Origin of the sequence: Klebsiella sp. CN_Kp113 (assembly GCF_040064585.1) — a bacterium.
In the GTDB taxonomy this organism is placed as follows: domain Bacteria; phylum Pseudomonadota; class Gammaproteobacteria; order Enterobacterales; family Enterobacteriaceae; genus Klebsiella; species Klebsiella michiganensis.
The window spans coordinates 55,756-80,412 of record NZ_JBEAID010000020.1 but is presented as its reverse complement, the minus strand read 5'-3'; the positions used below and the strand labels follow the sequence as shown (position 1 = coordinate 80,412).

Annotated in this window: 24 protein-coding genes and 1 tRNA gene; 14 read left to right on the top strand and 11 right to left on the bottom strand. The window is 54.2% G+C overall.

Annotated features, from left to right (window positions below; translation table 11 throughout):
* The first annotated feature begins 275 nt into the window (after window positions 1–275).
* The 8 genes from ABLV30_RS12705 to ABLV30_RS12670 all read left to right on the top strand — a co-directional run bounded on the left by ABLV30_RS12705 (window position 276) and on the right by ABLV30_RS12670 (window position 8,867).
* The gene (locus ABLV30_RS12705) at window positions 276–3,041 is read left to right on the top strand and encodes a sigma-54-dependent transcriptional regulator (RefSeq protein WP_265801755.1); all 2,766 of its coding nucleotides are present in this window, start codon (window positions 276–278) and stop codon (window positions 3,039–3,041) included.
* Between the two features lie 99 nt (window positions 3,042–3,140).
* Complete coding sequence (locus tag ABLV30_RS12700) at window positions 3,141–3,563, top strand: PTS sugar transporter subunit IIA (protein ID WP_049083205.1); 423 nt, start codon at window positions 3,141–3,143, stop codon at window positions 3,561–3,563.
* 14 nt (window positions 3,564–3,577) lie between these two features.
* Window positions 3,578–4,048 (top strand): PTS sugar transporter subunit IIB, encoded by a 471-nt coding sequence (locus ABLV30_RS12695; protein WP_025106881.1) that lies wholly within the window; start codon window positions 3,578–3,580, stop codon window positions 4,046–4,048.
* Window positions 4,049–4,066: 18 nt separating this feature from the next.
* The gene (locus tag ABLV30_RS12690) at window positions 4,067–4,846 is read left to right on the top strand and encodes a PTS mannose/fructose/sorbose/N-acetylgalactosamine transporter subunit IIC (RefSeq protein ID WP_025106880.1); all 780 of its coding nucleotides are present in this window, start codon (window positions 4,067–4,069) and stop codon (window positions 4,844–4,846) included.
* On the top strand, window positions 4,824–5,675 hold the full coding sequence (locus ABLV30_RS12685; RefSeq protein WP_014227807.1) for a PTS system mannose/fructose/sorbose family transporter subunit IID: 852 nt from the start codon (window positions 4,824–4,826) through the stop codon (window positions 5,673–5,675). The genes ABLV30_RS12690 and ABLV30_RS12685 overlap by 23 nt, the downstream gene beginning before the upstream one ends.
* Before the next feature lie 12 nt (window positions 5,676–5,687).
* Entirely contained in the window at window positions 5,688–6,749 is a 1,062-nt protein-coding gene (locus ABLV30_RS12680; RefSeq protein ID WP_049069993.1) for an SIS domain-containing protein, read from the top strand.
* A gap of 17 nt (window positions 6,750–6,766) precedes the next feature.
* Window positions 6,767–7,777 (top strand): SIS domain-containing protein, encoded by a 1,011-nt coding sequence (locus ABLV30_RS12675; RefSeq protein ID WP_165795126.1) that lies wholly within the window; start codon window positions 6,767–6,769, stop codon window positions 7,775–7,777.
* A 139-nt stretch (window positions 7,778–7,916) separates the two neighbouring features.
* Entirely contained in the window at window positions 7,917–8,867 is a 951-nt protein-coding gene (locus tag ABLV30_RS12670) for an Rpn family recombination-promoting nuclease/putative transposase (protein ID WP_049083202.1), read from the top strand.
* Window positions 8,868–8,920: 53 nt separating this feature from the next.
* Here the strand turns inward: ABLV30_RS12670 and opgB are convergent, their stop codons facing one another.
* The 6 genes from opgB to ABLV30_RS12640 all read right to left on the bottom strand — a co-directional run bounded on the left by opgB (window position 8,921) and on the right by ABLV30_RS12640 (window position 14,658).
* Window positions 8,921–11,212, bottom strand: coding sequence for a phosphatidylglycerol--membrane-oligosaccharide glycerophosphotransferase (gene opgB, locus ABLV30_RS12665; protein WP_048262647.1), 2,292 nt, complete (start codon window positions 11,210–11,212; stop codon window positions 8,921–8,923).
* 257 nt (window positions 11,213–11,469) lie between these two features.
* Window positions 11,470–11,964, bottom strand: a complete 495-nt coding sequence (locus ABLV30_RS12660) for a DUF2501 domain-containing protein (protein WP_116280471.1) — start codon at window positions 11,962–11,964, stop codon at window positions 11,470–11,472.
* Between the two features lie 65 nt (window positions 11,965–12,029).
* Complete coding sequence (dnaC, locus tag ABLV30_RS12655; protein WP_014227813.1) at window positions 12,030–12,767, bottom strand: DNA replication protein DnaC; 738 nt, start codon at window positions 12,765–12,767, stop codon at window positions 12,030–12,032.
* Window positions 12,768–12,769: 2 nt separating this feature from the next.
* On the bottom strand, window positions 12,770–13,309 hold the full coding sequence (gene dnaT, locus ABLV30_RS12650) for a primosomal protein DnaT (protein ID WP_009652817.1): 540 nt from the start codon (window positions 13,307–13,309) through the stop codon (window positions 12,770–12,772).
* A gap of 108 nt (window positions 13,310–13,417) precedes the next feature.
* Window positions 13,418–13,891 (bottom strand): threonine/serine exporter, encoded by a 474-nt coding sequence (locus tag ABLV30_RS12645; RefSeq protein WP_004098364.1) that lies wholly within the window; start codon window positions 13,889–13,891, stop codon window positions 13,418–13,420.
* A complete protein-coding gene (locus tag ABLV30_RS12640; RefSeq protein ID WP_025106875.1) occupies window positions 13,882–14,658 on the bottom strand; it encodes a threonine/serine exporter ThrE family protein in 777 nt (258 codons plus the stop codon). The genes ABLV30_RS12645 and ABLV30_RS12640 overlap by 10 nt, the downstream gene beginning before the upstream one ends.
* A 283-nt stretch (window positions 14,659–14,941) precedes the next feature.
* Between ABLV30_RS12640 and pobA the strand changes: the two genes are divergently transcribed.
* The 4 genes from pobA (at window position 14,942) to bglJ (ending at window position 18,660) form a co-directional block, all read left to right on the top strand.
* A complete protein-coding gene (pobA, locus tag ABLV30_RS12635) occupies window positions 14,942–16,126 on the top strand; it encodes a 4-hydroxybenzoate 3-monooxygenase (RefSeq protein ID WP_032747826.1) in 1,185 nt (394 codons plus the stop codon).
* A 22-nt stretch (window positions 16,127–16,148) separates the two neighbouring features.
* A complete protein-coding gene (locus ABLV30_RS12630) occupies window positions 16,149–17,018 on the top strand; it encodes a helix-turn-helix domain-containing protein (RefSeq protein ID WP_014227817.1) in 870 nt (289 codons plus the stop codon).
* A 278-nt stretch (window positions 17,019–17,296) separates the two neighbouring features.
* Window positions 17,297–18,019, top strand: a complete 723-nt coding sequence (locus tag ABLV30_RS12625) for a LuxR C-terminal-related transcriptional regulator (protein WP_014227819.1) — start codon at window positions 17,297–17,299, stop codon at window positions 18,017–18,019.
* On the top strand, window positions 17,980–18,660 hold the full coding sequence (gene bglJ, locus ABLV30_RS12620; RefSeq protein WP_025106872.1) for a DNA-binding transcriptional activator BglJ: 681 nt from the start codon (window positions 17,980–17,982) through the stop codon (window positions 18,658–18,660). Before ABLV30_RS12625 ends, bglJ begins: the two co-directional genes overlap by 40 nt.
* A 13-nt stretch (window positions 18,661–18,673) precedes the next feature.
* Here bglJ and ABLV30_RS12615 read toward each other — a convergent pair whose 3' ends face one another.
* Window positions 18,674–19,132 carry a YbaK/EbsC family protein gene (locus ABLV30_RS12615; RefSeq protein WP_014227821.1) on the bottom strand — a complete coding sequence of 153 codons (459 nt, stop codon included), beginning with the start codon at window positions 19,130–19,132 and terminating at the stop codon, window positions 18,674–18,676.
* Window positions 19,133–19,472: 340 nt separating this feature from the next.
* Between ABLV30_RS12615 and ABLV30_RS12610 the strand changes: the two genes are divergently transcribed.
* Window positions 19,473–20,816 carry a PTS sugar transporter subunit IIC gene (locus ABLV30_RS12610; protein ID WP_025106871.1) on the top strand — a complete coding sequence of 448 codons (1,344 nt, stop codon included), beginning with the start codon at window positions 19,473–19,475 and terminating at the stop codon, window positions 20,814–20,816.
* Between the two features lie 46 nt (window positions 20,817–20,862).
* Here ABLV30_RS12610 and fhuF read toward each other — a convergent pair whose 3' ends face one another.
* Window positions 20,863–21,651 carry a siderophore-iron reductase FhuF gene (gene fhuF, locus ABLV30_RS12605; protein ID WP_224266102.1) on the bottom strand — a complete coding sequence of 263 codons (789 nt, stop codon included), beginning with the start codon at window positions 21,649–21,651 and terminating at the stop codon, window positions 20,863–20,865.
* Window positions 21,652–21,759: 108 nt separating this feature from the next.
* A complete protein-coding gene (locus ABLV30_RS12600; RefSeq protein ID WP_025106869.1) occupies window positions 21,760–22,806 on the bottom strand; it encodes a GGDEF domain-containing protein in 1,047 nt (348 codons plus the stop codon).
* A gap of 263 nt (window positions 22,807–23,069) precedes the next feature.
* Between ABLV30_RS12600 and ABLV30_RS12595 the strand changes: the two genes are divergently transcribed.
* Window positions 23,070–23,309, top strand: coding sequence for a DUF1435 domain-containing protein (locus tag ABLV30_RS12595; RefSeq protein ID WP_014227825.1), 240 nt, complete (start codon window positions 23,070–23,072; stop codon window positions 23,307–23,309).
* 19 nt (window positions 23,310–23,328) lie between these two features.
* Here the strand turns inward: ABLV30_RS12595 and ABLV30_RS12590 are convergent.
* Together ABLV30_RS12590 and rsmC are read right to left on the bottom strand one after the other, a co-directional pair.
* Window positions 23,329–23,415 (bottom strand) — tRNA-Leu (locus ABLV30_RS12590).
* 168 nt (window positions 23,416–23,583) lie between these two features.
* Window positions 23,584–24,612, bottom strand: a complete 1,029-nt coding sequence (gene rsmC, locus ABLV30_RS12585) for a 16S rRNA (guanine(1207)-N(2))-methyltransferase RsmC (RefSeq protein WP_064406233.1) — start codon at window positions 24,610–24,612, stop codon at window positions 23,584–23,586.
* Between the last annotated feature and the right edge of the window lie 45 nt (window positions 24,613–24,657).

Here is a 24,657-nt window from a genome sequence, read left to right as displayed (position 1 = left end):
ATTAAGCGCCAATGGTTGGTGGATTTCCCGCATCATAAGAGCCTATCCCATTAGGGCTATTTTGCTTGCCATTTTGAACCTGGGCAGTGCTCAGACAAAACTCGCAGAGTTTTGAACGCCCTCAGGGCGGCCTGGAGGGGGAGCGTAGCGAATAATCCTCACGTACTACGTGTACGCTCCGGTTCTTCCGCGCTGGCCGTGTTCAAACTGCCTGCGCCAATAACGCCTACTGGAAGAGGCTCTAAGTACCTATGATTGCATTGATGGGGGATGCGATGCGTAAAACGGAACTGTTGGCTTTTCTGCAAAATCAGACCGATTTTTTTGATCCGGATAACCTGAGCGAGGTCTTCACTGCCGGCTACCTGGCCCAGCGTTTTGCGATGCAAAGAAACACCGCCAGCCACTATCTGAATCAGCTGGTGGCCCAGGATGTGCTGGTGAAGATTAATACCCGTCCGGTCTATTTCCTGCATAAGGCCGCCTTCTGCCAGCAGTTTTTCCCCCTTTCCCGCAGCGAGTACGCCAGCATGGCGGAGCTGCTCGCGGAGAGCGATCGGCAGCCGGAACAGGCGGATCATTTTTCATTGCTTACCGGCCATGACGGTAGCCTGCGCAAGCCTATCGAACAGATGAAAACCGCGCTGTTTTATCCCAACGGCGGGCTGCCGCTGCTGATCGTCGGCGACAGCGGAACCGGCAAAAGCTATATGGCGGAGCTGATGCATGAGTTTGCTATCGCCCAGGGACTGCTGGCGCCCGATGCGCCCTTTGTCTGCTTCAACTGCGCCCAGTACGCCAGCAACCCGGAGCTGCTGGCCGCCAACTTGTTTGGCTACGTCAAAGGCGCGTTTACCGGCGCGCAGGGCGATAAAGCCGGGGCGTTTGAGGCGGCAAACGGCGGCGTGCTGTTTCTCGATGAAGTCCACCGCCTCGATGCGCAGGGCCAGGAGAAGCTCTTCACCTGGCTGGACCGCAAAGAGATCTATCGGGTGGGAGAGACGGCGCAGGGGATGCCGATTTCGCTGCGGCTGGTGTTTGCCACCACCGAAGATATTCACAGCACGTTTCTGACCACCTTTATTCGTCGTATTCCGATCCTCATTAGCCTGCCTGATTTACAAAACCGCAGCCGCGGCGAGAAAGAAGCGTTAACGCTGCAGTTTTTCTGGCAGGAGGCCCGCACGCTGTCCGCCCGGCTGCAGCTGACGCCCCGGCTTTTACAGGTGCTGACGCACTACGTTTATCGCGGCAACGTCGGTGAGCTGAAGAATGTCGTCAAGTACGCCGTCGCGTCGGCGTGGGCCAGGTCTCCGGGCAGCGAGAGGCTAAACGTCACGCTGCACGATCTGCCGGAAAATATCATGGCCGCGACGCCGGCGCTTAGCGAACCGATGGGCCAGCAGGAGCCGCTGCTTATTGAACCGCAGACCAGCCTGGTCTGGCTGCTGCGCGCGCGCGACCCGGTTCAGGGGCTGATCTATGATGCTCAGTGCCGCGTTCTCGCGCTGTATGAGGCGGTGCTGAGTAAAAAAACGGTCTGGGAAGAGGCGCAAAAAAGCATGGGCGAGGAGATGGAAACCCTCTTCGATCGGCTGGTTTTCGATAATCATGATGCCAACAGCTCGCATCTGCTGCTGCTGATAACCCATCAGGTGCGGGAGGAGTTTTATCGCCTTGAAAAGCGCTTCAATATTCAGTTTAACGGCAATTGTATCTACGCCCTGAGCCACTACCTGATTCATCGTTCTCGCCAGGCGCAGTCGACGATGAGCAATGAGAAAAGCCGCCAGCTGGAGGATTTCCTGGCGCAGAAATACCCGCTGCTGTATCGCTTTTGTGAAGAGATCCTCGCCGCGCTGGCGCTGAAGCTGGATATTGAACCCCGACGCATTGACCTGCTGCTGCTGGTGCTGTGGTTACAGAAAAATGGCGCCATTAGCCAGCAGCAGGTGACCCGGGCAGTTATCCTCGCCCACGGTTACGCCACCGCCAGCAGCATCGCCAACGTGGCGAACCGGTTGCTGAAAAGCCAGCTGTTTGAGTCATTCGATATGCCGCTCGACGTGACGCCGGAGGCTATCGCTAACCAGGTGATGGCCTGGATCGAGAGTCACGCGCTGGCCTCCGGACTGGTCATTCTGGTCGATATGGGATCGCTGAACGCCATTCACAGCCACTTCAACCGCCGGCTGTCCACGCCGATGGCGATTATTAATAACGTCTCGACCGGGATGGCGATGTACGTCGGGGAGCGGGTTTTGCAGGGCGATATGCTGGAAGATATCGTCCGGGAGATAGGCAATGACCTCGCGGTTGAGCATCAGCTCTATTACCCGCAAACGGACAAACCGCGGGCGATTCTTACAACCTGCGCCACCGGTCTGGGGGCGGCGGCGAATCTGTCGGCGCTGTTAAAAGCCAGCATTCCTGAGACGCTCGGCATCGATATTGTGGCATGCGATGTGGAAACCCTCGCCGATCCCGCGCGGCGGGCGCCGATGCTCAGCCGCTATGAGGTGCTGGCGATTGTCGGCACCCTCGATCCGCATCTCGCCGATCTGCCGTGGATCTCGCTGGATTCGCTGATTTCCGGCGAAGGAAGCCGCCCGCTGATGCGTATCTTCGGCGAACTGGCCTCCGCTGAGCAGGTCAGCGAGATCAATAACCTGATCCTGAAAAATTTCTCGCTGCGCCGGGTGATCGAGTCGGTGACGATCCTCGATACCGGTAAAGTGATCAATCAGGTCGAGCAGTTTTTACTGCGCTATGAGCATCTGGCCGGCTGCGATGTGCCTAACGATCGCAAGGTGGCGCTGTACGTGCATATCAGCTGTCTGATAGAACGCCTGATCCGTAACGCTTCGCCATCCCATTATTCCGGCAAACAGTGTCCGGAGAGCGAGCTGGTTATTCTGCGCGAGGCCTTTAGTGTCATTGAGAACGGATATAGTGTCAAAATCCCCGCCGTTGAGCTGTATTACATTCACGATATCCTGACGCGAGAAACGGAATTTATTCAGGAAGATCAAGAGTTTTAAGACTCGTCATCGGTTCGTCCTTGCGCTAACCGGCACGCCACTGTTTCTGGCACGCCGGTTGCAATTAAGAAAGCAGTGGAATGCGCTTTCGAGGTAAGGATGAAACGACACTATATTTTTGCCAGCCATGGCACCTTTGCTAACGGTTTGCTGAACTCCGTGGAGCTGATCCTCGGTAAGCAGCCGGATATTTATACTCTCTGCGCCTATGTCGAAGAGGAGGCCGATCTGACGCAGCAGGTGGAGATGCTGCTGGCGCGTTTCCCCACCCAGGATGAGCTGATTGTCATTACGGATATTTTCGCCGGTAGCGTCAATAATGAGTTTGTGCGTTTTTTATCGCGCCCTAATTTTCATTTATTGTCTGGTTTAAACCTGCCGCTGATTATTGATTTACTTATTTCCGCAGGCGAAGAAAATACCGAGAAATTAATTTCTGAAGCATTAACAAGCGCCAAAGAGAGCATTCAGTACTGCAATCAGACGATTGCCAGTGCGATGACTATTGATAAAGACTTCTGAAATGAGGGAACACCATGATTACGCTATTAAGGGTTGACCATCGATTACTTCACGGCCAGGTGGCCTTTTCCTGGACCCAGTATGTCGGCGCCGATTGCATTTTAATCGCCAACGATAATGTCCCTGAAGATGAGCTGCGGAAAACCACAATTAAGCTCGCTAAACCGCCTTCGGTAAAACTGGTGATTAAAAATATTAACGACGCTATCGAATCGATAAAAAGCGGCGTGACGGATAAATATCATCTTTTTATCGTCGTGGAATCGGTCAATGACGCCTGGCGTATTGCCAGCGCCGTCGAGGGGATAAAAAGTATTAATCTCGGCGGAATAAAAGCCAAAGAGGGCAGTAAAAATATTTCTAAGGCGATTAATTTACTGCCGGAAGAAATTGAACAACTGCAGCAGCTGGTCGGGAAAGGCGTCGAAGTTGAGATCCGCCAGGTCCCTAACGATCGCAAACAGCTTTTTGCGCAATGCGTTTAACTCCGCGGAGGACAGATTATGGTAGAGGCTCTCTTACTGGGTCTGGTGGCGTTTATCGCGCAATCGGAATATGCCCTGGGGACGTCGCTGATTTCGCGGCCAATCGTCACCGGGCTGCTGACCGGGCTGGTGCTGGGGGATGTCCAGACCGGCGTCATCATGGGCGCGACGCTCGAGCTGGCGTTTATCGGCTCTTTCTCCGTCGGCGCATCGATCCCGCCTGATGTAGTAACCGGCGGTATTCTCGGCGTGGCGTTCGCTATTACCTCCGGCGCAGGAACGGAAACGGCGCTGCTGCTTGGCCTGCCCATCGCCACCCTGACGCTGATCCTGAAAAACGTCTATCTGGGGATGTTTATCCCGATGCTCAGCCAGAAGGCTGACGGCTACGCGGAGCGGGCGGATACGGGCGGCATTGAGCGCATGCATCTGATTGCCGGCTTCGGGCTGTCGCTGATGCTCGCCACGGTGGTGACCATCTCATTCCTGGTCGGCAGCAATGCGGTGAAATCCCTGCTCGATACCATCCCGGAATTTATCAAACACGGGCTCAGCGTCGCTACCGGCATTATTCCGGCACTCGGCTTCGCAATGCTCGCCAGGCTGCTGATTAATAAGAAAGTCGCGCCGTACTTTTTCCTCGGCTTTGTGCTGATGGCCTACCTGAAAATCCCGGTGACCGGCATCGCTATTCTCGGCGCTATCGTGGCGGTGGTGATGGTTAACGTCACCGCGCTGAGCTCACCTCGTACGACGACAGAACAAGGAGTCAGCGATGACGACGAAGATGATTTCTGAAGAGACTCTGCAACCGCAGGCGCAGGAAGAGGCCCGTATCACGCCGCGCGATCTACGCCGGGTATTCTGGCGCTCCTTCCAGATGGAGTTCTCGTGGAACTATGAGCGGCAGATGAATCTCGCCTTTGTTTACGCGCTGATTCCGGTGCTGAAAAAGCTCTATCCGCGCAAAGAGGAGCTGGCCGGGGCGTTGAAACGGCATCTGGTGTTCTTCAATACCACGCCGCATATCGTCACCCTGCTGCTGGGGATCACCACGGCGATGGAGGAGAAGAATAGCCAGCAGAAGAACATGGACGCCAACGCGATTGATAACGTCAAAGCGTCGCTGATGGGGCCGCTGGCCGGGCTGGGGGACTCCTTTTTCTGGGGCACGCTGCGCCTGATCGCTACCGGCATCGGCACCAGCCTGGCGTTAAAGGGCAACATTCTCGGTCCCATTCTGTTTCTGCTGGTGTTCAACGTGCCGCACATCCTGGTGCGCTGGTTCTTTACCCGCTGGGGCTATGTGCTGGGTACCGGGGTACTGCAGCGGATCCAGAAGAGCGGAATGATGGAGAGCCTGACCTACGGCGCGTCGATTATCGGCCTGATGGTGGTCGGGGCGATGACCGCCTCAATGATTGATATCACCATCCCCCTCTCATTCGGCGCCGGAGAGGCGAAAACCCAGGTGCAGGACATTATCAACGACATCCTGCCCTGCATGCTGCCGCTGGTGAGTTTTGGCATCGTTTACTGGCTGCTGGGGCGCAAGGTTAAACCGCTTTCTATTATCGGCGGAATGGCGCTGGTGGGCATTCTGGGGTCGTGGATAGGTTTATTTTAACGGGAGTCGAAAATGGTACCAACGATGATGACCTATATCAGCGAAGAGTCGGCCTGTCTGACGCAGATCCTGCGCGACTACCGGCAAAAGCTGGCGGCGATTGAGACCTTTGCCCGCCAGCACCCGGTGCGCCGCATTCTGCTGTTGGCGACCGGCTCGTCGCTGAACGCCGCCCTGTGCGCGCGCTATTTCTTTGAGCAGCGCTTCGGCGTCCTGGTTGAGATTAAAGAGCCGTACAACTTTACGCACTACGAGGCGGTCGATCCGCATACCGATCTGGTGGTGGCGATTTCGCAGAGCGGTAAAAGCGCCTCGACGCTGGCGGCGATGCGTAAGGTGCAGGCATTGAGCCTGCCGGTTTTTGCGCTGACCTCCGATCCGCAAAGCCCGATCGCCCGGGCCTGCGACGGGATACTGGATATCAATACCGGGATTGAGAGCGTGGGGTTTGTCACCCGCGGGTTTAGCGCGACGGTGCTGAATTTGCTGCTGATGGCGCTGATGATTGCCCGTGCCCAGGGGAAAGCCAGCGAGGCCGAGGAGCAGCGCTATCTTGCCGAACTGCAGCGGCTGGCGGCGGCGATCCCGGATGTCATTGACCGCACCTCGCGGTTTATCGACAGGCATGGCGAAGCGCTGCGGGGCGGCGAGCGCTTCGTCGCCACCGGCTATGGCGCGCTGGTGGGCGTCGCCAAGGAGTTCGAAACCAAATTTACCGAAACGGTACGCGTGCCTTCCAGCGGTTTTGAACTTGAGGCCTATATGCACGGCCCCTATCTGGAAGCCAATGCCCGCCATGTGATGCTGTTTATTGAAGATGCGCCTGATGCGCGGAGCCGGGCGCTGCGGGACTATATGGCGCCGTCCATTGCCCGCGCCTTTACGCTGACGCTGAGCGATGAAGAGGATGCGCAGACGCTGGCGCTAAGCTGCCCGTGTGAACATCACCTGGCGCCGCTGCTGCTGATTGTTCCCGTCCAGATGCTGGCCTGGCATACCGCCGGCCTGAAAGGCATCGATCTGGCTAAACGTATTTTTGACGATTTTGATCGCGTCTTAAAAAGTAAAATCTGATTATTCAGGAGAAAACTATGTTGGGTTTTAATCAGGACGAGTACCTGACCAGTGCTCGCGAGATCATCGCTGCGCGCAAACAGGCGGAAACCGTTGCCGATGATATTTATCAGAGCGGCTGTAGCGCCTTATTTTTCGCCTCGGTGGGCGGTTCTTTGGCGCCGATGATGGCAATAAATGAGTTTGCAAAAGAATTAACCAGCGTGCCGGTTTACCTTGAGCAGGCGGCGGAATTAATCCATCGCGGACATAAAAAATTAAATAAAGATGCGGTGGTGGTGACGTTATCCAAGTCCGGCGATACCAAAGAGTCGGTAGCCATTGCCGAATGGTGCAAAGCGCAGGGGATTCGCGTGGTGGCCATCACCCGTAACGCCAATTCGCCATTAGCCGAGGCGGCGAGCTGGCATATTCCGATGTGCCACAAGAACGGCGTGGAATATGAATATATGCTGCTCTACTGGTTATTCTTCCGCGTCATTTATCGTCACGGCGAATTTTCCGATTACGATCGTTTTGCCCGCCAGCTGGAGTTGCTGCCGGAGAATCTCCTGCAGGCCAAACGCCAGTTCGATCCGCAGGCGGATAAAATCGCCGCTCAGTATCACGGCTGCGACTATATGATGTGGATCGGCGGGGCGGAAATGTGGGGTGAGGTCTATCTGTTCTCAATGTGTATTCTCGAAGAGATGCAGTGGAAGCGGACCAAGTCGGTGAGTTCGGCCGAGTTTTTCCACGGTACCCTGGAGCTGCTGGAAAAAGAGGTCCCGCTGTTCCTGGTCAAAGGCGAGGGTAAATGCCGGGCGCTGGATGAGCGCGTTGAGCGCTTCGCGGAGAAGATCACCGACCATCTGGTGGTGATTGACCCGCGCGACTATCCGCTGAACGGCATTGATGAGGCTTTCCGCTGGATTATGGCGCCGTGCGTGGTTTCCACCCTGCTGGTGGACAGGCTGGCGGCCCATTTTGAACACCATACCGGGCACGACCTTAATATCCGCCGTTATTACCGTCAGTTTGATTACTAAGCTTTGCTGATGGCGGCCAGCCGGGCTGGCCGCTGCGCGATTCTCCGAGGCGCTTCCCATAAAATCATCGCCAAAACCAACGAAGTAAAAACCGATGGTAGAGTCCGGCTTTCCTTCTCGTTCAGGCAAACGGACGGCCATGAAAAAACGGATGACCTCAACGCCGCATGATGCGGTCTTTAAGCGATTTCTTCGCCACCCGGAGACGGCGAATGATTTTCTCACGCTGCACCTGCCGGAAGCGATCCGCCAGCGGTGTGATTTTTCTACCCTACGGCTGGAGCCGGCGAGCTTTATTGATGAAGATCTGCGCGCCTGGTACTCGGACGTACTGTGGTCGGTACAAACCCCCTGCGGCCTGGGATATGTGTATGTGGTGATAGAGCACCAGAGTTCGCCGGATAACCATATGGCTTTTCGCCTGATGCGCTATGCGATTGCCGCGATGCAGCGGCACCTCGACGCCGGGCACAAAACGCTGCCGCTGGTGGTGCCGATGCTTTTTTATCACGGCGCGACCAGTCCTTATCCCTTTTCCCTGAACTGGCTGGACGAATTTGCTGACCCGCAGATGGCGAGGACGCTGTACGCCTGCCCGTTTCCGCTGGTTGACGTAACGGTGATGCCGGACGATGAAATCGTTCAGCACCGGCGGGTCGCTCTGCTGGAGCTGATGCAAAAGCATATTCGTCAGCGCGATCTCAGCGGGATTACGGAGTCGTTGGCGACCCTGGTGATGCTGGGATACACTAACCGCAGGCAGTTAAGAGTGCTGTTTCATTATATGCTGCAGTACGGCAATAGCGCCGATCCGAGCGTGTTTCTCCGCCGGTTGGCCCGCCGTCTGCCACACTATGAGGAGAGGTTGATGTCTATCGCTCAAAAGCTCAAGCAGGAAGGTCGGCAAGAGGGAAGGCAAGAAGGTCGCCAGGAGGGGAGGCGGGAAGGGATACAGGAAGGCCTGCAGGAAGGGAGCCGGCGGGAAGCGCTGCGCATTGCCGGCAGTATGCTGCAGAACGGTTTAGATACCGAGACGGTACAGCGGATTACCGGACTGTCGGCGGATGAGCTAAAGCCGCTGCATGGCTAATTTCCACCCACCGTCACCACGGCCCGGCGCAAAAAGCCGCCGGGCACGATGGCTTATCCTTCGCTTTTCACCACTTTGATTTCAACCATGCCGATGCCCAGCTGACGGGGAGAGTGGCCGAGAATATTGCCCTCGTTCGTGGACTGCGGGTCCGGCGGCGCAATCGTCAACGTACTGCTGCGCGACGGATTATCGAAATGCAGGGTGGTGGTGGTGACATCATTGGCCAGCGTTAGCGTTTGTTCGCTGTTGCCCACCCGTACCGGAATCGGCTTATTGGCATTCGGCCCGTAGGCTTTGGCGGTAATCACCAGATCGAATTTCTCCGGCAGCGGCTCTTTATATTCAATTTTCACTTCACTGCCGAGCTGGGCATTAGACCAGCGCCCCCAGGTTTCCGGTCGGGAGATGCCGCTGAACTGCTTCACCTCTTCCGGCGCGCCGGCGACGTTAAACAGGAAGCTGTCGGCTTTATAGCGAATATCGTTATCGACGATCTTCAGCGTATCGACGTTGCCTTTATAACGCTCCATGTCGATAAGGGTATCTTTGAACGCGGTTTTACCTTGCCACTGGGCTTTATCGACGCGCTGGACTTTCTGTTCGCCCCCCAACTGGCCCTGCGAGACGCACCAGTCGGTAGAGAGCGCCACTTCCGGCGACCACAGCTGACCCATCTTGTAGCAGCGGTCGACCCAGACGAAGTTATCGCGCGGCGCGAAATCGGCCAGCTGGAAGCGCAGCGGCGCGGAGTATTCGCTTTCCGGCAGCGGCTCAACGCGCTTATCGGAGATACGCAGCAGCAGCGGCAGGCGGAAATGGCTGCCGGAGAAGGAGATCATATTCTTCTGTGAATCCACGGTGAAATTCTTCATCTCTTTGGGGAAATTCCACAGGCGGATGATATCCGGCTTCCACGCCAGCACCTTCTCTTTCATATTGAGGAACACGGCGGAGAGCGACTCGCCGGAAAGGCTGCTGCGGCCAAGGCCAATAAAGTTATCGCCGCCGAGGATATCGAGCACCGTCGCGCCGTTATCCATGGTATTACGCTTGATGGCCAGCGTATCCTGCTGGGGCTCATCGCCGCGCAGAACGAAAAACAGGTTGCTGCGATCCTGCTTATTCAGATAGTCCCAGGCGCTGTTTTTCATTGCCAGGTGATCGGATGACACCACGATGACCGTATTTTTGAACCACGGCGAAGCTTTAATCTTCTCGATTAACGCCGCGATATGCTCCTGACTACAGGAGACGGCGCTGAACGAAAGATTCTTTTTACCGTCCATATCGTAGCTTTTACGCTGGCAGGTGCGGGAGATAAAGCCATCCGGATGATGGGTATCGACCGTCAGCGCAAACAGCGAAAAGCGTTTTCCTGACTGCGAAAGCGCTTCGAATTTTTTCCAGGTTTCATCAAGAACCGTATCATCGTAGAACCCCCAGTCGTTACGATAGGTCGGATCGGCGACCGTGGTTTTTAGCTCTTCCGCGCCGTACAGATGATCGAAGCCGTGAGATTTAAGGAAAACGTCTTTTCCGGCGAAGCGCAGATTAGCGCCCTGCACAAAGTAGTTCTCATAACCCGAGTTTTTCAGGATATCTCCAAGGCAGATATTCTGCGGGAAAAAGCTGGAAACCGAGGCCGAGGCGTTGCCTTCAAACGGCGCAAACAGCGGGATCCCGCACTGGGAGGCGACCATTCCGGCAATCGTGTAGTCGGTACCGGGGAGCTGGGCGGTGTTGCTAAAGTCCAGCCCCTCGCTTTTCAGTTTGCCGAGCTCTGGGGCCAGGTTCGGGAACGCATCGTTATCAAAATAAGTGCGCTCAAGGCTTTCGCCGTAAATGTACACCAGGTTCAGTTTCGGGTTGGCGATGCTTTTTGACGGCTCTTTGTAGTAAGCCGCAAAGTCAGGATCGCCATCGCGGGACTGGGATTTAACCAACTCGCTAATCTGGCGGAAGGCGGGGCTGGCATCCACTGACGCCAGCGCCAGAACCAGCGCCACCAGGCTGTAACCAAAGTGATGAGGATGATGCCGGCGACGGCGGAGCACCCAGCCGAGTGCGCCAAATACCGCGACCAGCGCGACGACCAGCCCCACGCCCGGCAGAATATATTTGCCCACGCCGGCGCCCGTCAGGCTGTTGGTCAACGTATAAAGTACCGCGTCATTGATACCGTCGCCGGTGAAGTAATTGCTGGCGTAGAGGGTAATATTCAGAACAACGAACAGGCCCAGCACCGTGAGGGTGGCGGCGAACCACCAGGTATTACGACCGGCTTTTAATGCGTAAATCATCACCGAAGCAAGAAACAGGGCGATGGATAACAACTCTGACACAGCTCATCCTCATTCACGCCAGCTGTCGGCTGGCCAGATAGATCTTTTTTCACGCTACACTGTAATTGCAGCGCAATATTGCCGCAATTGTATCGTCATGAATTTGTGCTGTGGTTCAGAATTGGTTTAGAAATCGCCGTTTTTGAACTGCCTCACATCCAGTCAGCCAGGGGATTTGGGGGAAAGATGTTAAAAAACAGACGTTGCCGCCGCGCAGGCCGGGGTAACGCGCCAAACGCGGCATTAAGAGGATGAAATCAGGAGAGGAAGCTCACGCCCTGTTTTAAGACCAGATCGCAGGCTTTGGTTTTCACTTTTTCCGCCAGCGGGCTGCTGCCAAGGGTGTTCAGATTCAGCTGCTGGCCGTCTTTACTGGTCAGCAAGCCCTGAAGGCCCTCAAGATAGTTGGTGTCCTCTTTTTGTTTTTCCGGCGTGCTGAGACCCAGCTTATCCAGAACCTGATTTTTAACGTTTTCGGTATTGGTAACCGAAGCCAGCTTCTGTTTCGCGCAGTAAGACATAATCCCGGCGGCATTATTCATGCTGCTGGAAGTCAACGACTGGCTGCCGCCGTTGAGCAAACCGGTCAGCGAAGAGAGGGACATACCGCCGCTTTGCTGGCTTCCGCTCTGACTGCTGAGCTGGTTAGCGGCGCTGGAGAGCGAATCCTGCCAGGAGGTGGCGTGCGCGCCAAAGGTCAATAAAGCGCCGGCCACCATTGCCGTGCGGAACAACGTTTTTGCAGATTTCATAGACGTACTCTTCGCCGTGACTGAATAATCCCCTGATTATAACGCCGGCGGGGTTCAGAAATATCTTAATACTCTTTCCCGGTTACGCGATCGCGGTAGCTGTCCCAGTTGAAGTTAACCCACAGGCTATTGCCCAGCCGCATCCGGTCCATCACGCGCTCGCCGAGCAGCTTGTTCATCTCGTCCATGGTGCTGTTGGTTAACATACCGGTAGGGCGCTTTGACGAAGAGCGGCGATCGACGATCTGGTTAATAATCACCTTTTCGTAGCGTGATTCCGTTTGCATGCCGATTTCGTCAATCACCAGCAGGTCCACCTTGCTCAGGTCGGTGAGCAGCTGCTCTTCGCTGGTTTCCCGGTTGCCAAAGGTATCTTTCATCGCTGACATGATATCGGCGACGGTGATAATCAACACCGACTTACCCCGAAGCAGCAGTTCGTTGCAGATAGCGGCGGCGAGATGGTTTTTTCCGGTACCCGGTTTGCCGGAGAAGATAAAGCTGGCAATATTGCCGTCGAACTCCTCGACGTACTGGCGCGCTCGGGACAGCGCAATCATCTGGCCTTCACACTCCACCCGGTAGTTATCCAGCGAGCAGTTCTGATGCAGCGGGCGGATGCCGGAGCGGTTAAAGGTTCGCTGCATTTTCATGGCCCGGTTTTCGCGTTCCAGCGCCTCAGAACGCAGCTTGCCCTGTTCTTTTTGCCATGCCAGCAGCTCCTCACCTGTCTTAAACGCGGGTTCGACATGGGCTGGCATCATCTTTTGCAGGCGCTTCATTAAATCGCCGACATTTTTCATGCTCATCCTCGGAATCCTCGTGGAATGTGATTATCAGGTTCGCTAATCGCGTTGACGTCCCGGCGCGGCTGGCCGCCGTTGCTGGCCCGGCCAATCTGTACGCTGCGCGCCAGCTTCTGCTGCCACTGGACATGATGAAAGACTTTACCTTCAGCCTGCCAGTAAGCGACAAATGCCGCCAACTCTTCCGGCGTAACGGGCTGGCTCAGAGCGATGCCCCACAGCGCGGCCAGGCGCTGAAAATCCGCATCCGGCTGCCAGTCGGCGTACATCGGAAATTTCCCCATCGGAACCGCAACGGGGGTCGCCGTCGGCTCGTCAAAAAACTGCGCGTCCAGCGCAATATCGCTGTTAGGACGCGCGAGTTTTGCTTCCAGCTCCAGCAGCTGCGCCAGACGCTCCGGCGTCAGCGCATAGAATGCGGGGGCGTTGTTGGCAAATACGGCGACGGCGCCGCTGGCCGATTTTGCCAGTACCGCTGCGTGATCCTGCATGAAGTCATCCAGACCGCTAAAATCGGTAGTTAATATTCGTGAAGACATAAATCAATCTCAACTCTGAACAACTAAAAAGAGAGGGGTAGCTGCACACATAGTAGCATAGAGGTCGCTCAGGAAGGAGCGCCGCGGGTGACCCGGCGGCGCGATTAGCTAGACGCGCGGACGCTTGCGATACAGCCAAAGCCCGGGGATAGACAAGCCAATGGATAATGCGCCAACGATCGATGAAGCCTTAAGGAAGTTGCTCAGCAGCATAATCATCATCTCTTCCGAGTAGCCGAAATGGCTGATTTTCACCGCTGAAATCATCGCGGTATAGGCGGAGATGCCGGGGAACATCGGGATCACCGCCGCTACGGTAAAAATCTTCGGGTGCGCCAGATACCAGCGGGACCACTGGATACCGATGCTGCCAACCAGCAGTGCCGCCATAAACGTCGCCCACTCAATATTAAAACCCGCCGTCATCATGACCATGCGCGAGCCGTGGCCGATAGCGCCCAGCAGCGCGCACCAGCGCAGCGCCCGCTGCGGGACGTTGAACACCATGGCGAACCCGACGGCGGGAATGGCTGCCAGCATCATATCCAGCGCCAGTTCGTAGAGATAGAAAATTATGCCCATCCGCGTAGCCCCCACATCGTCATCGCCATCACCACGCCGATACAGGTGGCGAGCGTCAGCAGGCTGGCAATGGCCCAGCGCGCCAGACCGGTGTTGATATGCCCCTTAAACATGTCGGCAACGGCGTTGATCAGCGGAAAACCGGGTACCAGCAGCAGCACGCTGGCGGCCATCGCGATCGTTGGCGTGCTGGCGAAAGCCGGCAGGCGCAGCATCAGCCCGGAGATAGTCGTTGCGACGAAGGCGGTAAGGCAAAAGTTGATTTGCGGATGCATTGAACGATGGGTGAGTACCTGGCGAATATACATGGCTACCGTACTGGCGCAGAAGGTGACCAGCGCACCGTCCCAGCCGCCGTTGTTAAGTTTGCAAAAGCAGGCGCAGGAGAGGCCGACCATGAAAACCAGCAGCCAGCGCGGATAGCGCAGCGGCTTGATTTGCGCGAATCGCTTTTCGACATCCTTATAATCCAGCAGCTTATGCTCTGCCATAATCACAATATGCTGAACCTCCGTGACGACGTGCATATTGATGCCGCGATCGGTGTTTTTTCGCGTTGAGGTCAGACACTCCCCATCCTTAATGGTGGTGAGAACAATCGCATTCGAAGAGATGGCGCTTTCCACGCTATCCATCCCTAAGGCCAGACCCAGACGGGTTGAGAGCTCCTCAACCAGCGCGCTTTCCGCGCCGTGTTGTAATAAGAAAAGACCACATTGAATACACAATCGCGTGATAGCGCGCTGAGTTGCCCGATCTGCTTGCATAAATACCTGCTGTCCGTGATGCCCGTTGCCGTAGTGTCTGGCGTTACTTTTACCTGAAGTCTTGTTTTAGCTGAGCGGTCAGGATCAAACAATGTGTAAAAAACCACCCGCTCTACGGGAACCCTGAAATTTGAACTCTGCCACACTTCCGCAAGATTGGTGAAAAGTCCAATTTTTGCACCCGTTTCTCCCTTCTTTTTCCCATCAGAGTTATCAAAAATGCAAATTCAAACTTTTAATAAACAAAAAACAAACAAATAATTAACCATGCTGAGGCGATGCGATGAAAACACAGGTGGCGATTATCGGAGCGGGCCCGTCGGGACTCCTGCTGGGGCAGTTATTACATCACGCCGGGATTCAGACCGTCATCCTTGAGCGACAGACGCCTGAGTATGTGCTGGGGAGGATCCGCGCGGGAATTCTGGAAAGCGGAACGGTAGAACTGCTGCGCGAAGCCGGGGCGGCCCGGCGAATGGATGCGGAAGGGCTGATCCATCACGGCGTCGAATTTTTGTTTGAGGGCAAGCGCGTACCGGTTCCGCTAACGGAACTGACGGCAGGCAAAAGCGTGATGGTGTATGGCCAGACCGAAGTGACGCGGGATTTGATGGCGGCGAGGGAGGCATGCGGGGCAGCGACGATTTATGGCGTCAGCGATGTCACCATTAATGAGGCAAAAAGCGATCGACCGTCGGTCTCTTTTATCAGCAATGGCGAAAACTGCCGCCTTGAGTGCGACTTTATCGCCGGCTGCGACGGCTTTCACGGCGTGTCCCGCCAGAGCATCCCGGCAGGGGTGCTGAAAGAGTACGAGAGCGTCTGGCCGTTTGGCTGGCTCGGGCTGCTGGCCGATACGCCGCCGGTGAACCCGGAGCTGATTTACGCCCACCACGAGCGGGGGTTTGTGCTCTGTAGTCAGCGCTCACTAACTCGAAGCCGCTATTATCTGCAGGTACCGCTTAGCGAAAAGGTGGAGGAGTGGTCTGATGAACGCTTCTGGACTGAGCTCAAGCGGCGTCTCCCTGATGAGCTGACCAATAAGTTAGTAACCGGTCACTCACTTGAGAAGAGTATCGCGCCGCTGCGCAGCTATGTAGTGGAGCCGATGCAGTACGGGAGGCTATTTCTGCTGGGAGATGCGGCGCATATCGTACCGCCTACCGGGGCGAAGGGGCTGAATCTCGCGGCGTCCGATGTGAACTATCTTTGGCGGATCCTGCGTGAGTATTATCACCATGGCCGTATTGACCTCTTAGCCAGCTACTCGCGTTTGGCGCTGGATCGGGTGTGGAAAGGTGAGCGATTCAGCTGGTTTATGACGCGTCTGCTGCATGATTTTCCGCAACAAAGCGAGTTCGACAGAAAAATGCAGGCGGCGGATCGTCGCTACTATCTTGAATCACGCGCCGGGTTAACCACTATCGCTGAAAACTATGTGGGTCTGCCGATGGAACGCGTGGCGTAATAGAAAAGGCTCTGGAGTCGTGATGCAGGCAGCGAGTACCATTCCCGTTTTCAAACTGTATGGCGAAGATCAGGGCTGGCCAACGCCCGATCTTCTGCACTGTGAGTCCATACTCCAGCGCAGCCATCTTTATGAATGGCATATCCGCGTGCATCAGCACGCAGAGCTGGTGCAGCTACTGTATCTGCATAAAGGGCGGGCGGAGATTGAAATCGAAGGCGCGACGACCGTGATGACGGAGTCCTGTATTCAGGTGGTTCCGGCGCTATGTATTCATGGATTTCGCTTTTCGCCGGGTACGGAGGGCTACGTTTTGTCGCTGGCGCTGCCGCTGCTCGGAAGCCTTGAAAATCAGTTTGGCAGTCAGCTGGATGTGCTCGGCCACCCGCGTTGCGTGCCGGTGAAGAGCTCCCGGGGCCATATCCGGGCGCTGTTTACCGCTTTGCAAGAGGAGTACCGCGAAGATTACGATGCGCGCGAAATGATGCTTCATTCACTGCTGGGAGCGCTGTTGGTCTGGCTGAATCGGCAATATCAACCGCAGCTCATAACGGAGGACAAAGCGGAACGTAAGCGGAGCGTCATGCGTCATTTCTCGCGCCTTATCGAAAGCCACTATCGTGAACATATGCCATTAGCCGGGTATGCCAGGGAGGTGGGGGTGTCTGCGACTCATTTGAATTATTTGTGTCATGAATTTTATGGCTGCAGCGCACTGGGAGTTTTACATCAAAGGTTGATGCTTGAGGCGCGTCGCAACCTGCAGTACACCAGCATGACTATCGCTCAACTTTCTGATTACTTAGGGTTTACTGATGCGGCCTATTTTTCTCGCTTCTTTCGCCGCTATAGCGGTGAATCACCAAAAGTATTTAGGAAAAAAATAAAATAAATAAATCTTTATTTAATATATCTTAAGTTAGCGTATCTAACGACGATGTTAACCATTTCTAATTTATTGATGACAACTACCTGTGTTAATGTTAATCATTGGTATGGATAACAGCAATATGTTACTCCTCATTATTAAGTTGGCTTTAGGGTGCGATATCGCGCACCCGCCAGGGATGATAAAGATTCATTTGGGCAAAATAATTACGATGACTATTAAATTATGCATCCAATTGTTTTTCCGCCGGCGGTGAGTCTTCGACAGGAAGCGGAGGGTTTATGTTACCAGGACAAGGTAAGTTCGGCATTATTATCAGCAGAATACCGGTTATGCAGTCCGGCTTAAAAGCCATCGTTGGGGAGCATCTCCCTGATTATGAATTGAGTTTTTGTCGTTCTCAGGATGAGCTAACCTTGCTGCAGCTGCGTCGTGCAGTGTTAGTCATTGCTGACTTGTCCGGTGAAATAGAGCATCCAAGAAATATTTGCGAACATTACTACTCTTTAATGACTCAATACAGGGATATACACTGGGTCTTTATGGTAGGCAACGCCTGTTTTCCGTTAGCTGTTCAATTATTAATGCGTCCTGAAAGTACATTAATTTCGGACAGCGAGCCGGTAAAACGTCTCATTGAGGTTGTGCGCGCGGGTGGACTTGCCGCTGAACGAATTAGCCAGACGTTGTTCTCTCCTGAGGTAGAACGCATCGATGAAGAACCGCAAAAGCTGGTTATTCTGACTCTTTCTGAGCGTAAGGTGTTGAGGCTTCTTGCAAAAGGATGGGGAATTAATCAAATTGCTGCTTTATTGAAGAAGAGCAATAAAACCATAAGTGCGCAGAAAAATAGTGCTATGCGCCGCTTATCTTTGCGTAGTAATGCAGAGATGTATGCCTGGATTAATAGTGCACAGGGAATGAAGGAGCTGAATATTTATTCAGCCTATGGAGATCAAACAGAATGGAAAAAGACCTCACAACAAGATATGTCGCTATCGTAGAGAAATGTGCGATGACAGAAGTGGCGCTTCGCCACATATTAATTAATGAAAGTGGTAAGAATTATCGTATTCAGTTCTTTAAAGATACGATGGCATTAAAACGGGAGTTTCAGGCGAGAGATTTTTCTGCGATTATTTTTTCACTTTCAGGTAACCGCAGATCCCGACTTGAAAGCTTGCTCTTTCTCCATGAGATCGCGCGTTATTGTCCCGACACGCAAAGAATTATCTTAGCTAATGATGAAGCGGAAATGCGTTTGGTCAGCCATCTGACGCCTTCTCGCTTACACGGTATTTTGAATAAATCGGCCTGTCGGCTACAGCTGCAGGAGTGCTTGCTTCAGCTTCTCGATCGTAGCTATCCGGCGAATGAGAGCTCGTTAAGCCAAAAGCAGAGTATCTATAGCCAACTTTTGAGCCCAACGGAACATACCATCCTGCGATATATGTCTTATGGCTACTCGTTGCCGGAAATAGCGACGCAGCTGGAACGCAATATCAAAACGATCCGGGCCCATAAGTTTAACGCCATGACCAAGCTCGGCGTCAGTTCTGATATGGGACTACTGAGCGCGGCAGACATACTCATGCGCCTGTCGGCGAATAATGATGATGCCACGGTGATGCGCCTTGCTCAGTAACCTCAGCGGTCTGTTAAAGACACACGTCAATCCACTTAGCATCAGTCAGCTGCGCCAACCGTTCAGGTGAAATACGAACGGCGCTATATATTGAACCTGCTGCTGGCAGCACTTCCGGGTACTGCCTCAGTGAGATATCGCAGTACACAGCCAGCGGAACTTCCAGGCCAAATGGGCAGACGCCGCCAATGGGGTGTCCCGTTAGCGTAATGACCTCATCGCTGCTTAGCATACGGGCTTTAGCGCCAAAGGCTTCCTTTAGCTTTTTATTATCCAGGCGCGCATCGCCTTTCGCGACAACGAGAACAACCCTTTCTTTTATTTTTAAAGACAGGGTCTTGGCGATTTGCCCGGGTTCAACGTTATGCGCCGCTGCGGCTAACGCTACCGTGGCCGTGCTCTGAGTAAGTTCGATGATTTCGATATCGGGGGCGTGGTCAGTAAAAAACTGCCGCACGGACTGCAGACTCATTGGAATCTCCTGATTAAGGCTTGTTAAAAATCTGTCACAAGCTTCGCAAAGTGTAAATATCCATGGTAGAGAATCAAGATTCTTTTTAATTTCTGGATCTCCTTCACATTCACCGCAACCGGTTACTGTAACCGGTTGCGGTTATTCACAGAGACAGGAATACTGACAAGGTAACTTCCCTGCGTCACCTATAACAAAGAGCCGAAGATGAATCGAACCTGGTTGAGCAGTCGGGCCAGCAGGCTATCCGATTGGGTAACCCTCTCGCCGAAGCGGGTTCATCATAACGGCAAGATAATCGTTGTTGGGCCTGTTCATCTAGCCTGTCAGGAGGGCTGCTATGTCTGCTAACCATGCTGCATTTAATCTGATATTTCGCTTCGTAGAAAATTACATCAGCCCTGTCGCCGGACGCATCTCGTCTCAGCGCCACGTTATGGCAATCCGCGACGGTTTTATCTCCGCCATGCCGTTTATGATTGTCGGCTCTTTTCTGCTGGTATTTGCGTATCCGCCGTTTTCACCGGATACCACATGGGGATTTGCCCGCGCCTGGCTGGATCTGGCAAAAGAGTTTGAAGGGCGAATTCTGACGCCGTTCGATATGACGATGGGCATTATGTCGATCTACATTTGCGCCGCGATCGCCTATAACCTCGGCAAGCATTACGAAAAAACCAATCAGCTCGACCCCTTTATGTGCGCCATGCTGTCGATCATGGCCTTCCTGCTGGTGGCGGCGCCAAAAACGAACGGCAACCTGCCGGTAGATAGCCTGGGAGGAACGGGCATATTTACGGCGATTCTGGTGGCGGTCTACTGCGTTGAAATGATGCGCTTCCTGAAGGCGCATAATATCGGTATTCGCCTGCCGGATCAGGTGCCGCCGATGATCAAAAACTCGTTTGATCTGTTGATCCCGGTACTGGTTGTCGTCCTGACGCTCTATCCCCTGAGCCTGCTTATTCAGCATCATTTCGATATGCTGATCCCTCAGGCGATTATGGCTATCTTTAAGCCGCTGGTTTCCGCAGCGGACTCCTTACCCGCAATTTTGTTGGCGGTTCTGGTGGGCCACCTGCTGTGGTTTGCGGGGATCCACGGTGCGGCCATTGTTTCCGGCATGCTGCAAATGTTCTGGCTCACTAACCTCGGCATGAACCAGCAGGCCCTGGCTCAGGGGGCTCCGCTGCCGCATATCTTTATGGAAGCGTTCTGGACATTCTTTATTGTGATTGGCGGTTCAGGGGCGACGATGGGGCTGGTATTCTGCTATCTGCGCAGCCGCTCCGCGCATCTGCGTTCGATTGGCCGTCTGAGCGTGGTGCCAAGCCTGTTTAACATTAACGAGCCGGTTATTTTTGGCACCCCTATCGTGATGAACCCGGTGTTCTTTATTCCCTTCCTGCTGGCGCCGATGGTTAACGCCGTACTGGCCTGGGCGGCAATGAAGCTGGATCTTATCGGCCGGGTGATTTCGGTTGTTCCGTGGACTGCTCCGGCGCCGATTGGCGGCGCGTGGGCGCTGGGGTGGGATTTCCGGGCGGCGATTCTGGTGGTCGTCCTGGCCTGCGTTTCGGCGATTATCTACTTCCCGTTCTTCAAGGTGTACGAGAAACAGCTGCTCGCGCAGGAGGCCGAAGAGGCGCAGCGCATGGCGGAAGAGAGTCAGCAAACGGCATAAAAACAAACGGGCGGCTGAATAGCCGCCCGTTTGTTTTCACCATCGATTATTTCAGCGTACAGTCCCCGCACTGCTGTACGTCCGGCAGGCGATAGCGCTGGCAACAGGTGCGGCGCACGAGCTGCCCTTCACGTAAAACCACCGTACGCCACAGCGGGTTATCCTCACCGCCTGATAGCTGTTTGTTGAAGAAGAAGAGCTGACGCAGCGCGGCCACTTTTTCATCTCCGACCAGGGTTCTCATTTCCCCGAGATACCAGTTAATCAAATAACCCGTATTGCTCCAGATAAGTTTGCCATTGATATCGCCAGTGGCTTCAAGCGCCTGCACCACAGGTTGCAAAGCGGTGGTGACCAGCTTTTCCATCCGGGACTGCGCGGATTCTGCCGAGGAAGTACCTGCTGAATGGATATCAATCCAGAAACAGGCGGCACGGCCTGTTTCATGAAACTCGACGCGAAAATGCTCCGGCGCCAGGCTAACGGCGCGTTCTTCACTCAACAGCGCCAGCATTAAAGGGGGCACCAGTAAACCGATGTACCATTGTGCCCAGAGGGATAGCAGCGGTTTTTGCTCACGGGCTTGCCCGGGCTGGTTGCGATAAATATGGTCAGAATACGTCGCGATTAACGAACTCAGCGTCGCGGGCTGCGACCACTCAGCCAGGGTGAGTGCATGGTGAGGGGCTTCTTCATTCAGACGGATAAAATCCAGCAGATGCGGACGTAACGCGGTAATCTTGTCCCGTATTGCGTTCGCCAGTTCACGCTCAGCCGAAGGGAGCGGAGCCCGCCAGATGATCTCATTGTTGAATGCAAGTGAACGGTAAGTCATCGGGTGCCAGATACAAATCTAAATGATAATGATTTCTGATACTAATGCCGCGGCACCGGCTTGGCAAGAGATTTGTCCGCGCGGCGACGCCTGCCGCGCGGTAAAGGCCTAGCTGGTGAGAATAATGTTACGTCCCATATTTTTGGCTTCGTAGAGCGCGTTGTCCGCCCGTTTCAGCGCGCTGTCGATATCCGCATCCATCAGCGGCGTCATGCCGATACTGATGGTCACGTTGGTCGCGACGCTTTCATTAAACATATGCGGGATTTTTAGATCGTAGACCCGCTGGCGGATGCGCTCTGCGGCCTGAAGGGCGTTTTCCGCACAGCTGCTGGTCAACAGCACCATAAACTCCTCGCCGCCAAAGCGGGCAACGATGTCGCGCGAGCGCACGGCGTTACGAATGGCGGCGGAGACCTGAATCAAAGCCTGGTCGCCCATCATATGCCCGTAGTGGTCGTTGTAGGCTTTGAAATGATCAATGTCCAGTAGCAGAACGTAATGCCCGGCGCCGTCGAGAGAAAGAATGGTGTCCAGCCGGTTTTGTAAGCCCCGCCGATTATACAAACCGGTAAGCGGATCCAACATACTGAGATCGTTAAGGGTATTGCGTTCCTTCAGCAGCTTATCCATGAGCCCCTGCGTGAATACATCGCTGCGTTTCTGAATAAGGCTTTGCAGGGTGATACCGGCAATAGGCAACAGAAAGCACCAGGACATGCGCAGCCATTGTTCTCCTCCGCCAAGAATCAGGCAGATAAGGTATGTGGGTAAAGAGTGCAAAGTAAAGCCAATGATATTGCTGGAAAAAGCAATGGTGCCAATAAATAACACGCTTAATAAGGCGATCACCAGGTAGTTAAAATGCGGCGGCCCCATCACCATTGCTTTTAGCGCAACGTGCCACGCCCAAAGCAGGCCAAATAGCAGAGAAATAACCGGAATATTTATTTTGTGCTGAGAGAATTTACAGTGCCATAGCAGCAGGACCGTGCTGCAGGCAACTATCAGAAAACAGGGTAATGTAAAAGTGATGACGGTAAAGAGCGGGCTGACAAGGGATAAGACGGATGAAACTAAATTAAGCAGTAAAAATAGCCGTAAGGAATACTGATATTTTTGTTCGTAATGGGAGCGCCAGGATTGTGCAGTCATGTCGGAGTTGTCATTATTAATCGTTAAAATTCAATGTGATGTTAGTTTGAAGTGAATAATAAAAAACAGTGCGCAAAATAAGGTTTTTACGAAATAATCAGATAATTTAATATATTATTTTTTGCCGCTTAATTTATCACCTTCATGAATGTATGTCATTACCACAAACGTAAAGAATAAGGACGCGCTATTTTCCCGGGATGACAAATGATAAAAATTACCATATGATATTGGTTATCATTATCGTTGTGAGAGGCGAAAACATGTTGCAGCGAACTTTAGGGAGTGGATGGGGCGTGTTGATCCCTGGCGTACTGATAGCCGTCCTCGGGTTTGCCGATTTGTCGGTAGATGCCTGGCGCGGATTGGTGACGCTGGGAATGCTCATGTCAGCGGTGATGATTTGGCACCGTCAGCTAAGGCACTTTGTTCTGCTGCCATCATGCGTGGCGCTGGTCAGTGGGATGATGCTGGTAATAATGAATTTGAAGCTGATGGGATAAAACGGAAGGGTAAGAATATTGGTGCGAGGGGGGGGACTTGAACCCCCACGTCCGTAAGGACACTAACACCTGAAGCTAGCGCGTCTACCAATTCCGCCACCTTCGCATACCATCGACACTATGAAAGTATCGTTACCACGGAGGCGCATTCTAGTGGTTTTCAGCTATTCGTCAATAGTTAATTGTATCAGTTGGATTGATTGTTGCAAAAATGGACGGTCAGAGAGGAAAAACATCGGCGACCAGCGTCTGCTGGCGCCGAAAAAACGCAGGATTATTTCTTCGCCTGACGGGTCATCACCGTCCGGTAGACCTTAAAGCGGCCCGTTTGGGCAATCACTTCATGGAAGCCGAAGATCTCATCCAGCACGTTCGGATAGGGCAGGAAGGCGTTAGCGACGATGCGCAGCTCGCCGCCGCTGTTCAAATGACGAACGGCGCCGCGAATCAGCGTTTGCGCGGCCTCCAGGCTGGTTTGTAGACCATCGTGGAAAGGCGGGTTGGAGATAATCATGTCGAAGCGGCCGTTCACTTCAGAGAACACGTTGCTGGCGAACACTTCCCCTTCGATGCCGTTAGCGGCCAGCGTGGCGCGACTGGCTTCAACTGCCGGGGCGCTGACGTCGCACAACGAGAGGCGGACTTTAGGCGAGTGGCTGGCCAGCACGGTTGCCAGCACGCCGGCGCCGCAGCCGACATCAAGCACTTTACCTTTGGTATGCGGCGTCAGCGTGGAAAGCAGCAGCTGGCTACCGACATCCAGGCCATCGCGGCTGAAGACGCCCGGCAGCGTTTTAATCGTCAGATTATCCAGCGAATACTCGCCCCAGTACTGTTCTGGATTGAACGCGGGCTGTTTTTCCAGACGACCGTGATACAGTCCACAGCGGCGCGCGCTGTCGACTTTGCTCAGCGGCGCATATTCCGCCAGCATCTGCTCGGCGCTGCGCACGCCGCTGCGGTTTTCGCCAACCACGAAAATATCAATACCGGTCGGCAGCAGCGAAAGCAGGTTCATCAGCTGAAACTGCGCTTCCGGTTTGTTCTTTGGCCAGTAGTAAATCAGCGTATCGCAATCGGCGACATCGCCGGCCTCTGCGACCAGGCTATAGCGGGCATTTTCGCCCATCTGGCGGCTCAGTACCTGCCAGTGGTGGAACTGCTGGGTATGGGCGCGGCTGGCGGCCGTGTCCAGACGTGCGGGCAGGTCATCCTGCAGGTCACCGGCAAACAGAACGCGGGCGGACTCGAAATCATCACTGTGGCGCAGCAAGACTTCACTTGCCGGGGTAAAAGCGGACATGAAACACTCCTTCATTAAGACTGGCGCCGATTATACACGTTATCT

What these genes read in the sequence shown, in the direction of transcription:
- ABLV30_RS12705 (WP_265801755.1), top strand. Translation starts at nt 276, where the DNA reads ATGCGTAAAACGGAACTGTTGGCTTTTCTGCAAAATCAGACCGATTTT.
- ABLV30_RS12700 (WP_049083205.1), top strand. Translation starts at nt 3,141, where the DNA reads ATGAAACGACACTATATTTTTGCCAGCCATGGCACCTTTGCTAACGGT.
- ABLV30_RS12695 (WP_025106881.1), top strand. Translation starts at nt 3,578, where the DNA reads ATGATTACGCTATTAAGGGTTGACCATCGATTACTTCACGGCCAGGTG.
- ABLV30_RS12690 (WP_025106880.1), top strand. Translation starts at nt 4,067, where the DNA reads ATGGTAGAGGCTCTCTTACTGGGTCTGGTGGCGTTTATCGCGCAATCG.
- ABLV30_RS12685 (WP_014227807.1), top strand. Translation starts at nt 4,824, where the DNA reads ATGACGACGAAGATGATTTCTGAAGAGACTCTGCAACCGCAGGCGCAG.
- ABLV30_RS12680 (WP_049069993.1), top strand. Translation starts at nt 5,688, where the DNA reads ATGGTACCAACGATGATGACCTATATCAGCGAAGAGTCGGCCTGTCTG.
- ABLV30_RS12675 (WP_165795126.1), top strand. Translation starts at nt 6,767, where the DNA reads ATGTTGGGTTTTAATCAGGACGAGTACCTGACCAGTGCTCGCGAGATC.
- ABLV30_RS12670 (WP_049083202.1), top strand. Translation starts at nt 7,917, where the DNA reads ATGAAAAAACGGATGACCTCAACGCCGCATGATGCGGTCTTTAAGCGA.
- ABLV30_RS12660 (WP_116280471.1), bottom strand. Translation starts at nt 11,964, where the DNA reads ATGAAATCTGCAAAAACGTTGTTCCGCACGGCAATGGTGGCCGGCGCT.
- dnaC (WP_014227813.1), bottom strand. Translation starts at nt 12,767, where the DNA reads ATGAAAAATGTCGGCGATTTAATGAAGCGCCTGCAAAAGATGATGCCA.
- dnaT (WP_009652817.1), bottom strand. Translation starts at nt 13,309, where the DNA reads ATGTCTTCACGAATATTAACTACCGATTTTAGCGGTCTGGATGACTTC.
- ABLV30_RS12645 (WP_004098364.1), bottom strand. Translation starts at nt 13,891, where the DNA reads ATGGGCATAATTTTCTATCTCTACGAACTGGCGCTGGATATGATGCTG.
- ABLV30_RS12640 (WP_025106875.1), bottom strand. Translation starts at nt 14,658, where the DNA reads ATGCAAGCAGATCGGGCAACTCAGCGCGCTATCACGCGATTGTGTATT.
- pobA (WP_032747826.1), top strand. Translation starts at nt 14,942, where the DNA reads ATGAAAACACAGGTGGCGATTATCGGAGCGGGCCCGTCGGGACTCCTG.
- ABLV30_RS12630 (WP_014227817.1), top strand. Translation starts at nt 16,149, where the DNA reads ATGCAGGCAGCGAGTACCATTCCCGTTTTCAAACTGTATGGCGAAGAT.
- ABLV30_RS12625 (WP_014227819.1), top strand. Translation starts at nt 17,297, where the DNA reads ATGTTACCAGGACAAGGTAAGTTCGGCATTATTATCAGCAGAATACCG.
- bglJ (WP_025106872.1), top strand. Translation starts at nt 17,980, where the DNA reads ATGGAAAAAGACCTCACAACAAGATATGTCGCTATCGTAGAGAAATGT.
- ABLV30_RS12615 (WP_014227821.1), bottom strand. Translation starts at nt 19,132, where the DNA reads ATGAGTCTGCAGTCCGTGCGGCAGTTTTTTACTGACCACGCCCCCGAT.
- ABLV30_RS12610 (WP_025106871.1), top strand. Translation starts at nt 19,473, where the DNA reads ATGTCTGCTAACCATGCTGCATTTAATCTGATATTTCGCTTCGTAGAA.
- fhuF (WP_224266102.1), bottom strand. Translation starts at nt 21,651, where the DNA reads ATGACTTACCGTTCACTTGCATTCAACAATGAGATCATCTGGCGGGCT.
- ABLV30_RS12600 (WP_025106869.1), bottom strand. Translation starts at nt 22,806, where the DNA reads ATGACTGCACAATCCTGGCGCTCCCATTACGAACAAAAATATCAGTAT.
- ABLV30_RS12595 (WP_014227825.1), top strand. Translation starts at nt 23,070, where the DNA reads ATGTTGCAGCGAACTTTAGGGAGTGGATGGGGCGTGTTGATCCCTGGC.
- rsmC (WP_064406233.1), bottom strand. Translation starts at nt 24,612, where the DNA reads ATGTCCGCTTTTACCCCGGCAAGTGAAGTCTTGCTGCGCCACAGTGAT.